Annotated in this window: 10 protein-coding genes and 2 riboswitches; of the genes, 5 read left to right on the top strand and 5 right to left on the bottom strand. The window is 37.5% G+C overall.

Going from position 1 to position 13,606, the window contains the following annotated elements; genetic code table 11:
* Window positions 1–71: 71 nt before the first annotated feature.
* Together JOC86_RS07800 and JOC86_RS07795 are read right to left on the bottom strand one after the other, a co-directional pair.
* Window positions 72–386 (bottom strand): helix-turn-helix domain-containing protein, encoded by a 315-nt coding sequence (locus JOC86_RS07800; RefSeq protein WP_205169863.1) that lies wholly within the window; start codon window positions 384–386, stop codon window positions 72–74.
* A 459-nt stretch (window positions 387–845) separates the two neighbouring features.
* Window positions 846–1,463, bottom strand: a complete 618-nt coding sequence (locus JOC86_RS07795; protein WP_205169861.1) for a TetR/AcrR family transcriptional regulator — start codon at window positions 1,461–1,463, stop codon at window positions 846–848.
* Between the two features lie 184 nt (window positions 1,464–1,647).
* On the opposite strand from JOC86_RS07795, the gene kynU reads away from it, so the two are divergent.
* Window positions 1,648–2,934 (top strand): kynureninase, encoded by a 1,287-nt coding sequence (kynU, locus tag JOC86_RS07790; protein WP_205169858.1) that lies wholly within the window; start codon window positions 1,648–1,650, stop codon window positions 2,932–2,934.
* A 147-nt stretch (window positions 2,935–3,081) separates the two neighbouring features.
* Here the strand turns inward: kynU and JOC86_RS07785 are convergent, their stop codons facing one another.
* Both JOC86_RS07785 and pckA read right to left on the bottom strand, forming a co-directional pair.
* Entirely contained in the window at window positions 3,082–3,531 is a 450-nt protein-coding gene (locus JOC86_RS07785) for a hypothetical protein (protein ID WP_205169855.1), read from the bottom strand.
* Window positions 3,532–3,852: 321 nt separating this feature from the next.
* A riboswitch (SAM riboswitch) is annotated at window positions 3,853–3,960 on the bottom strand.
* Between the two features lie 149 nt (window positions 3,961–4,109).
* Entirely contained in the window at window positions 4,110–5,696 is a 1,587-nt protein-coding gene (gene pckA, locus JOC86_RS07780) for a phosphoenolpyruvate carboxykinase (ATP) (RefSeq protein ID WP_205169852.1), read from the bottom strand.
* Window positions 5,697–6,001: 305 nt separating this feature from the next.
* Window positions 6,002–6,145: riboswitch (SAM riboswitch) on the top strand.
* Between the two features lie 175 nt (window positions 6,146–6,320).
* Here pckA and metK point away from each other — a divergent pair.
* A complete protein-coding gene (gene metK, locus JOC86_RS07775) occupies window positions 6,321–7,523 on the top strand; it encodes a methionine adenosyltransferase (protein WP_205169849.1) in 1,203 nt (400 codons plus the stop codon).
* Between the two features lie 697 nt (window positions 7,524–8,220).
* Here the strand turns inward: metK and JOC86_RS07770 are convergent.
* Window positions 8,221–8,739, bottom strand: a complete 519-nt coding sequence (locus JOC86_RS07770; protein WP_205169847.1) for a gamma carbonic anhydrase — start codon at window positions 8,737–8,739, stop codon at window positions 8,221–8,223.
* An 87-nt stretch (window positions 8,740–8,826) separates the two neighbouring features.
* Here JOC86_RS07770 and JOC86_RS07765 point away from each other — a divergent pair, with 87 nt between their 5' ends.
* The 3 genes from JOC86_RS07765 to JOC86_RS07755 all read left to right on the top strand — a co-directional run bounded on the left by JOC86_RS07765 (window position 8,827) and on the right by JOC86_RS07755 (window position 13,417).
* Window positions 8,827–9,630 carry an alpha/beta fold hydrolase gene (locus tag JOC86_RS07765; protein ID WP_205169844.1) on the top strand — a complete coding sequence of 268 codons (804 nt, stop codon included), beginning with the start codon at window positions 8,827–8,829 and terminating at the stop codon, window positions 9,628–9,630.
* 21 nt (window positions 9,631–9,651) lie between these two features.
* Window positions 9,652–10,725: a tetraprenyl-beta-curcumene synthase family protein gene (locus JOC86_RS07760; protein ID WP_205169842.1), complete on the top strand. Its 1,074-nt coding sequence runs from the start codon at window positions 9,652–9,654 to the stop codon at window positions 10,723–10,725.
* A 280-nt stretch (window positions 10,726–11,005) separates the two neighbouring features.
* Window positions 11,006–13,417, top strand: coding sequence for an immune inhibitor A domain-containing protein (locus JOC86_RS07755; RefSeq protein ID WP_205169840.1), 2,412 nt, complete (start codon window positions 11,006–11,008; stop codon window positions 13,415–13,417).
* Window positions 13,418–13,606 lie beyond the last annotated feature (189 nt).

Below are 13,606 nucleotides of genomic sequence, written 5' to 3'. Positions count from 1 at the left end.
CCCAGCTACCTCTGACAATTTTGTAATGCGAAACCCCTCCTTTGCCCATAGTCGAACTTCTTCTAAGACCATTAAGGCCGGTATTGGGTTTTTTTTAATAAATTCCGAAGCATTGCGACTTCAAGTTCTTTTTCGCCAAGTAGTTTCATGGCATGTTCATATTTAGCTTTTAGTTCTTCTTTAGTAGGTTCCGTAGAAAGGATGACTGAAGTGGGATCCTCCATTTGTTCCCGTACTTCATCCTCATACTCCTTGATCCACTTCGTCAAAGTGGTACGGGAGATTCCTGCGTGACGAGCTATAGACGAGTAGTTGCCGCTCTCAAGGGCCATTCGGACATAGTTTCTTTTGACTTCTTCCAGGGCCTCAATTTTCTTCTTTGGCATAGAGAATATCCCTCCCTAATTCCTGAATTTGTTTGGTTCTAGTGTACTGTTTCACCACAAAAGTGTCCAAAAGAATTAGGGGGTCGTAGAGTTTTTATGCATAAAATTAGATGCACGTGCATAAAATCAAAAAGTTGTGCATTTTGACATTAAGTCAAGGAAAATAACGGCTCTCCTTATGCATGGATTGAACTAGAATGAGTAACAGTACGAATTCTAAAGAAAAAACAAAGAATTAATGACAATTTCACCTGAAATTATCGCAAAAGAACAACATATTCATCAGGGTAATTCTTTTTTATGTAGTATAGGAGGAAAATATGCTGTCCGAATAGAGGGGAATCCTGAAAACAAACAATGGGAACGTTATTTATCTTATTTCTAAAATTAAAATGATCTGTCTAATAGTAAAAATATTGACTTATCAGACATCCCCTCTGTTAATTATCCCCATCCTTTTTATTGATAGAGCCCTGATGTGTAAACAGCTGTAATCGTTTTGGCGATTTCCTCGACAGATGCCGTTTGTTCTCCTCGAACGATTTCCCATAAATACATTTCATTTGCAAAAAACCATCCGCGTGCCGCTAGTTCATAGTTCAGGTCTTCCTTAGCAAGGCCGTTTTGATAAGAATAAAGAATGTCTTTAGAAATTCGTTGTATAAATTTTTCGCGAATCTCTTTCCATTTAGAGGATGCCGATGTGGAGAAACCGATGGCTTGTTCAAAAACCCGCATAATGCTGCGTTCTTTCTCCGCTAATTTTAAGAAAGAATAAGCTTGTTTTTCAATAATTTCTTTTGCTTCGTCTTTTGAATGAGGAGAAAAGGATGCTTCTGCTATTTGGTGGAATTTGTGCATGACATCTTCCATTAAAACAATTAAGATGGCATCCTTATTTTTAAAATGAACATAGGCTGTTCCATAGCCTGTATTCGCCTTTTTAATAATCTGGGATATTGTTGCTTTTTGAAAACCGTATTCGACAAATATGTCACGTCCAGCTGATAGAAGCTTTTCTCTCGTTTCAATGGACCGTAATTGTCTTGTTGACGGTTGATCACCTGCTTTTTTCATTTCAATCCATCCTTTTTCATCAAAGTAACATAATAGGTGTGTTCATTTTACTTTACCAATGATTCTCTATTTATAATCTAATATACCATACTCTTAAAACTGATATAATGTCATTGACATGATATCAGTTTTAAGAGTATAGTGAAATTAGCAATGATAAACAAGTATTGGAGGAGTTCCTATGATGAGTGAATATAAGTTTGACCCCTCTTATGAATATGCATGTCAAATGGATAAACAGGATAATCTAGCATCATTTCGTAAGGAATTTTATATTAATGAGGACACGATTTATCTCGATGGAAATTCACTTGGATTATTGTCTAAACGAGCGGAAATGACATTGGCGGAATTACTTGAATCCTGGAAGCGATACGGTATTGATGGATGGACAGAGGGGAAATACCCTTGGTATGACTTGTCTGAACGATTAGGAGGAATGATTAGCCCATTGATAGGGGGGGCCCCTGAAGAAGTAATCGTAACCGGTTCTACAACAACTAATCTTCATCAGATGGTCGCCACCTTTTATAATCCAACAGGAAAAAAGACGAAGATTCTTGCCGATGAACTAACATTCCCTTCCGATATTTACGCACTGCAAAGTCAAATTAGATTAAAAGGGTATGATCCTGATAGCCATTTAATCCAAGTAAAAAGTCGTGATGGGCGAAGTGTTGAAGAAGACGATATTATCGAAGCTATGACAGATGAAATAGCATTGATTGTGTTACCTAGTGTTCTCTACCGGAGTGGACAAATTCTTGATATGAAGCGGTTAACTACAGAAGCTCATAATCGTGGAATTGTAATCGGCTTCGATCTCTGTCATTCAATAGGAGCTATTTCTCATGATTTGACTGAGTGGGGTGTTGATTTTGCAGTATGGTGTAATTATAAATATTTAAATAGCGGACCTGGCGGTGTTGGTGGTATCTATGTCAATAAACAGCATTTTGGACGATTACCTGGGCTTGCAGGATGGTTTAGTTCTCGGAAAGATAAACAATTTGATATGGAGCATACATTAACGCCTGCAGATAATGCAGGGGCTTATCAAATTGGAACTCCACATGTATTAAGTATAGCTCCTTTAATAGGTTCCCTTGAAATTTTCTCTGAAGCTGGTATCGATGAGCTTAGAAAAAAATCATTGAATATCACACGATATATGATGGACCTGATCTCGCATGAACTAGACGGAATGGGCTTTACAATCGGAAATCCGATTGATGACAGCAGGCGGGGAGGTCATATTTATTTAGAGCATGCAGAAGCAGCACGCATTTGCAAAGCTTTAAAAGTAAATGGGGTAATTCCAGATTTCCGTTCACCAAACGGCATCCGTCTAGCACCAGTTGCCCTTTACAATACGTATGAAGAGGTATGGAAATCGATTCAAATTTTGAAAAAGATCATGAAAGAAGAGCAATATAAAAAGTTTGAGAATAAGCGTGGAGTAGTTGCTTAATCATGGAATGTTTGACTTAGATCAACTTCAAAGAATGAAAGGCAGTACAAAAAACCGCTAAAAAGGCGGTTTTTTTGTTTTGCTGTAGCATTTAAGGAATAGCCTTTTTCATAAATATTTTATGACGCTTCAATATAACTTTGACATTTACTTCTGACTAATCGTTATTAGAGCTGGGGGAGACATGATCACTGAAATGCCTTCCGCGACATTTTCTTCAAATATAACCTGAACTTTATTTTTCTCGGCAGTCACTTGTAACTGTTCACCGTACTTAGCCATACATTCTTGATTCGAAGAAACTACGTTGCAGCCTTTTTTTAAAGAATATTCAATATAAGTACGTGCAAGTTCAATTTCACCTATCGCTTCAATCATTACCTCAGGCTTTTTATTAATAAGCTCTTCAAAGTCTCTTGACACTATAACCCCTTTTTGCACAGATAAAATATGCCTATCATTTTTTATAATGATTCCTAAAATGGAGATGGTTCTATCGTTTAATAACTCAATATGCTCTTTTTCCTGGACCATTTCTTCCAATGCTCTTAACCCTGTTGACCCTAATCCTAAAAGCCCAACTTTCAATGAACTCAACTTACATATCCCCTTCCTATAGAGAGCACATTCCGCTTTGTAGTAATGATCTTAATTCAGACTAAAATGATAGTTCCCTTGAGATGGTGACCTGTGACCACTTATCAACGGTAGACTGCTCAACTCAAGAAGTTAAAGCTCTGTTTAAAATAGACTTTTTTCGGAAGAGTGAGTTGATGCCATATTATTATTAATTTGAACTTCCGTTTAACATTAAGCACAAAAAGTTTTAAGCAATTGGCTATCTGAGAGTTTCAAAAGCAGCCTAAAATAAAAGCAGCCCCTCTACCATGAGATAGAGAGGCTGCATACCGTATATGTCTCTTATCTCGCAAAGTAATACTTTGCAGGATTTAGCACCTTTTCAAACGATTGTTTGAAGGTTGCCGGGCTTCGCAGGGCCATTCCCTCCGCCTCTCTTGATAAGAACTATTCATTTTTTTTATATTGTAGCAGACAGAAATGGAATTAACAACTGAAAATTGTAAAAATTAAGTCAGGAAATTTACATGAATGAACTTTTGGATAAATGATCTTTTATTTTTAAAAAGCGCTTGGGAAAACTCCCAAGCGTTTTTTTATTTTAATGGTCCACCTTTTGTTTCAATCATTTCAGGAACATTGGAGAACTTGCGGAAGTTTTCACGGAACTTACCTGCTAATTCTTTTGCTTTAGTATCAAATGCTTCGTCATTAGCCCATGTTTTACGTGGTTGAAGGACTTCATCCGGAACGCCTGGAACATGAACTGGGATATTAAGACCAAAGATTTCATCTGTCAGTGTTTCTACGTTTGTTAGTTCACCTTCAAGGGCAGCTTGCACCATTGCACGAGTATAGGATAGTTTCATTCTATTACCAACACCGTATTCGCCACCAGTCCACCCTGTATTAACTAAGAATACTTGAGCATTGTGCTCATCAATTTTCTTTCCTAGCATTTCAGCATAAACGGTTGCTGGTAGTGGTAGGAAAGGAGAACCGAAACATGTTGAGAATGTCGCTTGTGGTGATGTTACTCCACGCTCTGTTCCAGCCAATTTAGATGTATACCCACTTAAGAAGTGATACATTGCTTGTTCTTTCGTTAATTTGCTGATAGGAGGTAGTACTCCAAAAGCGTCTGCTGTTAAGAAGACAATTGTATTAGGGTGCCCAGCAACACTTGGGTCTACAATATTATCGATTGCTTGAAGTGGGTAAGCTGCACGTGTATTTTCCGTTAAGCTATTATCTTCATAATCTGCTTCTCTTGTTTCACTATTCAACATTACATTTTCCAATACGGATCCGAAACGGATGGCATCAAAAATTTGTGGTTCCTTCTCACGAGTTAAGCCGATCGTCTTCGCATAGCAACCACCCTCGATATTAAATACTCCATTTGGAGACCAGCCATGCTCATCGTCACCGATTAAACGACGGTTTGGATCAGCTGACAAAGTGGTTTTACCTGTACCCGAAAGTCCGAAGAATAAAGCGACATCGCCTTCTTGCCCAACATTAGCAGAACAGTGCATAGAAAGTATATCAGCTTCAGGTAGCATGAAGTTCATTACAGAGAAAATCGATTTTTTCATTTCTCCTGCATATTCAGTTCCACCAATTAATACTGTTCTTCTCTCAAAGGAAACGATAATAAATGTTTCAGAATTCGTGCCATCAACTGCAGGGTCTGCTTTAAAATTTGGAGCGGAAATAACAGTGAATCCTGGGTTATGATCAAGTAATTCCTCATTATTAGGTCGAATGAATAATTGATGAGCAAAAAGGTTATGCCAAGCATATTCGTTGATTACTTGGATAGGCATGCGGTATTTTTGATCTGCACCTGCAAAACCTTTAAATACAAAAATCTCTTCTTTTTCTTTTAAGTAATTAATCACTTTAGTATATAATTTATCAAAAGCATCAACAGAAATCGGTTGATTAACAGATCCCCATTCAATCTTATCTTTCGTGGATGTTTCTTCTACTATAAATTTATCTTTCGGTGATCGACCTGTGTATTTTCCAGTTTCCGCACGCACAGCACCAGATGATGTTAGAACTCCTTCATTCCGATTGAGTACTTTCTCTACTAACTGAGGAACAGAAAGTTGAATTTGTGTATTTTCATTGTTAAGTAATTCTTTTAGTTCACTAGACATGCTCACTGAATTCATGTACGATAACCTTCCTTTTTCTATATTTGAAAGCGCTATGTTTTCTCAAGAAATAGTATAACACATTAAAATGATTAGTCTATACTATTAAATTATTTTTATGAGAATGTTTGATTTTTGTCACAAAATTGATTGTTAAACCTATCTTTTAATCGAAATTGTACCTTATATATAGGGAAAAACAAAATCATATAAAAAAATAGGGAAGGTTGTTTGTGAAATTGTAAATAATGGTGAAAAGCTGCTGCTGAAAAACGGTTGACACTCCTGACCCCTTACGTTATGATTGAACCTTGAAACGGATACTCTTATCCCGAGCTGGTGGAGGGACAGACCCTATGAAACCCAGCAACCTGCTTACTGTGGAAAATGCGGCAAGATGATTGGCCTTTATTTTTCAAGCGAAGGTGCTAAACTGAGGCAAGGTGTAATGCCTTGAACGATAAGAGTGAAAGGCGCGACTATGAATCAAAACCTTTCCTCTCTAAACAGGGAAGGTTTTTTTATTTGTGTTCGCCCTGACCCACTTGGTTCTTTAACGCTGATAAAATCTCAGTGTTTATTTCATACTACTAAGGGAAATGAGTACCGTGAATAGAACTTTTATTCCTAGGAGGAACATTGATGTCAAATAAACGTCGTCTTTTCACTTCAGAGTCTGTTACAGAAGGTCATCCTGACAAGATTTGTGACCAAATTTCTGACTCTATTTTAGATGCTATTCTAAAAAATGATCCAAATGCTCGTGTAGCTTGTGAAACTTCTGTTACTACGGGTCTTGTATTAGTTGCAGGAGAAATCACAACCAATACCTATGTAGATATCCCAAAAATTGTTCGCGAAACCATTCGTGAAATTGGCTATACACGTGCAAAATATGGTTTTGATGCTGAAACATGTGCGGTATTAACTTCTATTGATGAGCAATCAGCTGATATCGCTGCAGGTGTTGATCAGGCACTTGAAGCACGTGAAGGGCAAATGTCCGACGAAGAAATCGAAGCGATCGGTGCAGGTGACCAAGGATTAATGTTTGGATTTGCTTGTAACGAAACGAAAGAGCTTATGCCTTTACCGATTTCATTATCCCATAAAATTTCTCGCCGTCTAACAGAAGTACGTAAAGAAGAAATTCTTCCATACCTTCGTCCAGATGGTAAAACACAAGTAACGGTTGAATATGATGAAAATGATAAACCTGTTCGTATCGATACAATTGTTATTTCTACACAGCATCACCCAGAAATCAGTCTTGAACAAATTCAACGTAATTTAAAAGAACATGTGATTGACCCAGTGGTTCCTAAAGAACTAATTGATGAGAAAACGAAATACTTTATTAACCCAACAGGACGTTTTGTTATCGGTGGACCACAAGGGGATGCTGGTTTAACAGGCCGTAAGATTATCGTCGACACGTATGGCGGCTATGCTCGTCATGGCGGCGGTGCATTCTCTGGTAAAGATGCTACTAAAGTTGACCGTTCAGCAGCATATGCAGCTCGTTATGTAGCGAAAAATATCGTTGCTGCAGAACTTGCTGAGAAATGTGAAGTACAGCTTGCATATGCTATTGGTGTAGCACAGCCAGTATCGATTTCTATCGATACATTTGGAACAGGAAAGGTTTCTGAAGATGTATTAATAGAAGTAGTACGAAACAACTTTGACCTACGTCCAGCTGGCATTATCAAGATGCTTGATTTACGTCGTCCAATTTATAAACAAACGGCTGCATATGGACACTTTGGTCGTAATGATCTAGATCTTCCTTGGGAACGTACAGATAAAGCAGCAGTTCTTAAAGAACAAGCTGAGAAAAACTAATAGAAAAAAAGCTATCCGAGTGTGGACTGACGTTTTGAGTCAGCCCCCACTGAGCGGATAGCTTTTTTTTATAGACATATTAATAAGTAAGGGGTCTGTAAGATTGCTATAAATGCAATTACTATGATTTTCATGCAAAAGTGATCCGGTTTCGTGTAATTAATTTGATTTTTGTGCAATCATGATTTAGTTTCGTGCAATTTGACCTGTACGGGTATGATTACATGTTGTTTATTATGAACTAGCTCGCTGTTTCAGAGTCAACCTGAATTATTTCTGCGCAAGAATGAATGGTTTATGAGCCAAAAGAGTCCATTTATGAGTTGGGACTCCAAATTTATGAGCCATCTCTCCGTTTATGAGTTAGGACTCCAGGTTAATGAGCCAAGCTTGCCGATTATGAGTCACCCAAGTCATTCTTGCGCAGAAAGTGTGTGAATTATGTGTCATTATGAGCCCAACCACTAGTTTATAACGCTAATTAACCTTATATTATTCAAAGTACCCAACTATAGATGCACCACTGCCAAATTCATAAAACAATACATTTATAAGCCATCATACATCCATTAAAGCAGTTTATAAATTTGGAGCAAAAGTGAAATCTTATTTAATTCCTGACGACTTAAAAAGACGAATTAGTAAACAATAAGATGAGTAAATGGCTTATGTTAAGGGTAAAAGTCTATAGAAGTCTTTATTTAATGGGGTTTAATTGTTTATAGTATTGTCCTTTTTCAGCATACTCTCTTGAAATCCGCTTCATTTCGCTAATGTCATGGTCATTTACTTCTCGAATCACTTTTACAGGTCGTCCGAAAGCTAATGTATTCGGAGGAATGACTTTGCCTTGAGGCACTAGGCTGCCAGCTCCAATAAAGGCACCTTCGCCGATTTCTGCATTGTCTAAAATAGTAGAACCCATTCCGATTAGTGCATTCTTTCTTATCTTACAGCTATGTAGGATGCCCCCGTGACCAATCGTTACTTCGTCTTCAATTAGTAGTGTGTTATTGGGACTTTGATGTAGAATGGAATTATCTTGAATGTTCACTTTTTTGCCAATTTTGGTTGGTGCGACATCACCCCTGATTACAGTGTTAAACCAAATGCTTGATTCTTCGCCAATTTCTACATCACCTGAAATCGTTACAAAATCTGCAATATAAGCGCTTGGGGCAATTTGAGGTATTTTTCCTTTATATTCATATATCATATTTTTTCCCCCTTTAGAGATTTACCGCTATAATAAATCATATCAAACCGTATTATAGGATAGAAAGTATTTTAAGGAGGTTTAGCCATGTGGAAATGGGAAACAGATCAAGAAGCGAAAGCAGTAATTGTTATCGTTCATGGAGCAATGGAACATCACGGTCGTTATGGTTGGCTCATTGAAATGTGGCGTTCATCGGGCTATCATGTGATTATGGGAGACCTGCCTGGACAAGGGATGACATCTAGAAGTCAAAGAGGTCATATTGATTCATTCGATGAATATATCACAGAAGTAAAGGATTGGGTTCAAGCAGCCTATCAATTTGAATTACCTGTCTTTGTGATCGGACACAGTATGGGAGGACTTGTTACTGTGAGAATGCTTCAAGAGTCCCATATTAATGTTGCAGGTGTAGTGTTATCCTCACCATGTCTTGGTTTAGTCAAGCCGCCATCAAAAGCAGTCGAACTTTTATCGTATGGGCTAAATAAAATAGCTCCTATGGTTAAATTTCCATCAGGGTTGACGGTAGATATGGCTACAAGGAATGCAGATGTAAGAGAGATTGACAGCAATGATTCTCTTTATATTACCAAAGTATCAGTAAGATGGTATCGAGAGCTTATACAAGCTACGAAATTAGCCTTTGTTAATCTTGAAAAAATGCCGGATATCCCTCTTCTTGTTATGCAGGCTGGGGACGACCGAATCGTTAATAAAGTCATGGTGAAGAAATGGTTTAACGAACTGACTTTATCAGAAATGCACTACAAAGAATGGCCTAAATGTTATCATGAACTTTTTAATGAACCTGAACGCGATGATGTTTTCGAATATGCGAAATCATTTGTCGAAAGTAGAATGAAAGCGATTGGATATATTGTTTGAAGTTGAGGTGAAAGTCTAGTTATGTCTGTACCGACACATCCCTTTTCGTTAATGAATCAAGTATATAGAAAAGTATTTCCTATTGTTCATAGAGAATTAGCGTATTGGAAACAAAGGGCAGAACAAATTCCGAATAGAGAATTAAGAAAGCAAGCATTATCAAGTATTGAACATAAAGCCTTTCATTGTGAAGGAGGAAGTATCTTATCTCTACTTTCACTTTCCAAAAAAGACCAAGCTATCCGGTTTATCGTTGCCTATCAAACCATTAGTGATTATCTGGACAATCTATGTGACAGGAGCACATCACTTGATCCTGCTGACTTTTCTGCCCTTCATGAAGCAATGACAGACTCTTTGACAATTGGTGCAGAAACAAGAAATTATTATCGGTTGAGAGAAGATCAAGATGATGGCGGGTATTTATCAGATCTTGTGGGAACATGTCAATCAGTCTTAGGTGAGCTTGAAACCTATGAACATATCAAGTCATATCTATTAGAGCTTTGCCAATATTATAGTGATCTTCAAATACATAAGCATGTGCATGTAGATGAACGGATTGATCGATTAAAAAATTGGTACCAAAAGCATAAAGAAGGATTACCAGCAATGGATTGGTATGAATTTTCGGCATGTTCAGGCTCTACATTAGGAATTTTTTGTTTAGTTTCTTATGCCTTTAGAGACGATTTTCATCATAGTTATGCAAATATTATACGTGAAGGTTACTTCCCTTATATTCAGGGGCTCCATATCCTTCTCGATTACTTTATTGACCAAGAAGAAGATTTAGATGGCGGAGATTTAAACTTTTGCTTCTATTATGAAAGTGATGAGCAAATGAAGAAAAGGCTTTTTCACTTTTTAGAAAAAGCTGATGAATATACAGAAAAGCTTCCACACGCGAACTTTCATCGCCTAATCAATAAAGGGTTATTAGGTGTATACCTATCAGATGAGAAAGCTTGGAAGCAAAAAAAGGTGCACCAATTTAGTAAGCAGTTCATTGACCAAGCAGGCTGGGTGACAAAATTCTTCTACTTTAATGGGAAAATTTATCGAAAATGGCAGAAACGGAAGAGATCTTCTTAAAAAACCTATCTGTATAACAAGTATAAAAGGTCGATGAGAGTCATTTTGTTAATTGAATGTACCTCTCGATCTTTTTTTAGGCTTTTTTCTAAAAGATTGTTATTAAAAAACAACAATCTTTTAGAAAAAGCCTTTTTTTATTACATCTAAAAGTAATATTTATAGTAGTTTACACCTATTTAATAGTAGGTTTTAGGTCCTATTTATCATTTTATGTCAGAATAGAGGGATTTTTCTGAAAAGTACAGAATTACTAGCTTTGTAATCTTATTACTTAATAATGAAGGGGGAAATACGATTGAAAGCTAGTAAAGTATTATCAATGGCAATGGTTGCTGCTTTAACTGTAGGAGCCTTTGCAGTACCAACGTCAAGCAGTTCAGTACAACCAAATGTTTCGACAAATTCGGTATCGAAAGAAACTCATTCACATGGAAATGGACCTTTTGATTTAGCGATTGCAAACGAGGAAAAATTGATTGAGATGTTAAAAGAAAGCGGTAAGATCGCTAAAGACGCAAGTGGTGCTGAAGCAGAGAAAGTTTTGAAAAGCTTCTTGCATGAAAAAGCTGAAAGTGCGAGTAAGCTTGCAGAAGAAGAAGGAGAGCTTCATGATGAAAAAGAGAAGCTACAAAAACAGTTTAAAGAGAACCTGAAAAAAGGTAATGGCATTACAAATGGAAATGGTAAGAAAAAAGGTCATACAAAGAAAGATAAGCCTGAAAATGTTAAAGAAGAACAATATAATGGTGATGTGCGTGAAGACAAGGTATTAGTATTACTTGTTGAATTCCCAGACTTCCCTCACAATTCAATTAACCCTGAAGATACAGATATGTATTATGAAGATTACGTTAAAGAACATTATCAAGATATGGTGTTTGGTGAAAATGGTTACGTCGGGCCAAACGGAGAAAATATCATTTCAATGAAGCAGTATTATGAACAGCAATCAGGTGGTTCGTATACTGTTGATGGTGAAGTAGCGGGCTGGTATATGGCTAAAAATCCTGCTGCCTATTACGGTGGTAATGTCCCAGCTCCAGATGGTAGTGATGCAAATGCAAGAGCGTTAGTGAAAGAAGCATTAACGGCTGCAGCCGCAGATCCTGCTGTTGATCTTTCAGACTATGACATTGAAGATCGTTATGATTTAGATGGGGACGGTAATAAACGTGAAGCAGATGGGCTTGTCGATCATTTAATGGTCGTTCATTCAACAGTGGGTGAAGAAGCTGGCGGAGGATCTTTAGGTGGAGATGCTATCTGGTCACACCGTTGGAATCTTGGAGGGGTATTCCCTATTCCAGGATCTGAATCAGAATCACCTAATTGGGGCGGTTCAATGGCAGCGTTTGATTATACCATTGAGCCTGCAGATGGTGCTGTTGGAGTATTCGCACACGAATATGGACATGACTTAGGTCTTCCAGATGAGTATGACACACAATACAGTGGTGCAGGTGAGCCTGTAGCGTATTGGTCACTTATGGCAAGCGGAAGCTGGGCAGGGGATGTTCCTGGCGCGCAACCGACTGGTTTCAGTGCTTGGTCAAAAGAATTCCTTCAAGCCAATCATGGAGGAAATTGGTTTAAAGGCAGTGAAGTTAATTTTGAAGACATCGATAAAAATGGCTTAGAGTTTTTACTCGACCAAGGTAATACTAAAGGAACAAATTTAGATGGATTAAAAGTTAATCTTCCGGATAAAGAAACTGTTATTAACACGCCTTATAGCGGTGAATTTGAGTATTTCAGTGGAAGTGGGGATAATTTAGATAACTCCGCTGTCATGAATGTGGATTTAACGAATGCTTCAAGTGCTGAACTTAACTTTAAAGCTTGGTACGATATTGAAGTAGATTGGGATTATGGTTCTGTTCAAGTAAAACAGGGGGAAGAGTGGGTAGCTGTTCCTGGGAACATTACAACAGATACAGATCCACATGAACAAAATCCTGGTCATGGAATCACAGGTAAATCAGATGGCTGGGTAGATGCCAAATTTGATTTAAGTGCATATGCTGGCCAAAATGTTGAGGTGAAAATTAATTATTGGACTGATGTAGCCGCTACAAATCCTGGATTATATGTTGATGATATTCAAGTTCTTGCTGACGGAGAACAAGTATTGTTTGACGATGCTGAAGGGGAAGCAAAAGTATCCCTAGAAGGATTTACGAAAAATAATGGTGTAAACACTAGTAAACACTATTACCTACTTGAATGGAGAAATCATCAAGGAGTAGATGAAGGGTTAGCAAATCTTCGTCGTGGAAATAGCTTAATGTCCTATGATCCAGGTCTCGTTGTTTGGTATGTAGATAATACTTATAGTGAAAACTGGACAGGGATTCACCCAGGAAATGGATTCCTTGGCGTAGTGGACGCAGACCAAGGTAAACTTTCTTGGAGTGATGGTTCTGTTGCATCTACACGTTATCAAGTTCATGATGCAGCATTTAGTTTAGAAAAATCAGAGAAAATGTTCTTGGATTATTCTGAATTGCTAGGCATTACAATGAAGGATAACAAAACAAACAATCATCCATTATTTGATGACAGTAAAAACTATCGTAATGATCAGCTTCCAGATGCAGGACGCAATGTTCCTAACTATGGACTGAAGTTCCGGGTGACAGGTGAAAGCCCTGATCGATCCGTAGGAAAAGTTTTGATTTATAAAAAATAAGCAGCAAAGGCTGACTCCTAACATCACAATGATGTGGGGTCAGTTTTTTTATATTTGATTACTTTTATCCTAAAAACGGAATATAAATCTAGTATATTTGTATCATTTGATGAAAATTAAGGAAGTTTTAGTATTTTTTGAAAGGAGTTTCAGAAAATTCATAGAATGTTAAATATTTAGTCAGGTTAT

This window comes from Rossellomorea pakistanensis (assembly GCF_016908495.1).
Classification (GTDB): Bacteria; Bacillota; Bacilli; order Bacillales; family Bacillaceae_B; genus Rossellomorea; species Rossellomorea pakistanensis.
This window is presented reverse-complemented; position numbering and strand designations above follow the sequence as displayed.

Coding starts and splice junctions, on each gene's coding strand:
- JOC86_RS07800 (WP_205169863.1), bottom strand. CDS start 386: ATGCCAAAGAAGAAAATTGAGGCCCTGGAAGAAGTCAAAAGAAACTAT.
- JOC86_RS07795 (WP_205169861.1), bottom strand. CDS start 1,463: ATGAAAAAAGCAGGTGATCAACCGTCAACAAGACAATTACGGTCCATT.
- kynU (WP_205169858.1), top strand. CDS start 1,648: ATGAGTGAATATAAGTTTGACCCCTCTTATGAATATGCATGTCAAATG.
- pckA (WP_205169852.1), bottom strand. CDS start 5,696: ATGAATTCAGTGAGCATGTCTAGTGAACTAAAAGAATTACTTAACAAT.
- metK (WP_205169849.1), top strand. CDS start 6,321: ATGTCAAATAAACGTCGTCTTTTCACTTCAGAGTCTGTTACAGAAGGT.
- JOC86_RS07770 (WP_205169847.1), bottom strand. CDS start 8,739: ATGATATATGAATATAAAGGAAAAATACCTCAAATTGCCCCAAGCGCT.
- JOC86_RS07765 (WP_205169844.1), top strand. CDS start 8,827: ATGTGGAAATGGGAAACAGATCAAGAAGCGAAAGCAGTAATTGTTATC.
- JOC86_RS07760 (WP_205169842.1), top strand. CDS start 9,652: ATGTCTGTACCGACACATCCCTTTTCGTTAATGAATCAAGTATATAGA.
- JOC86_RS07755 (WP_205169840.1), top strand. CDS start 11,006: ATGAAGGGGGAAATACGATTGAAAGCTAGTAAAGTATTATCAATGGCA.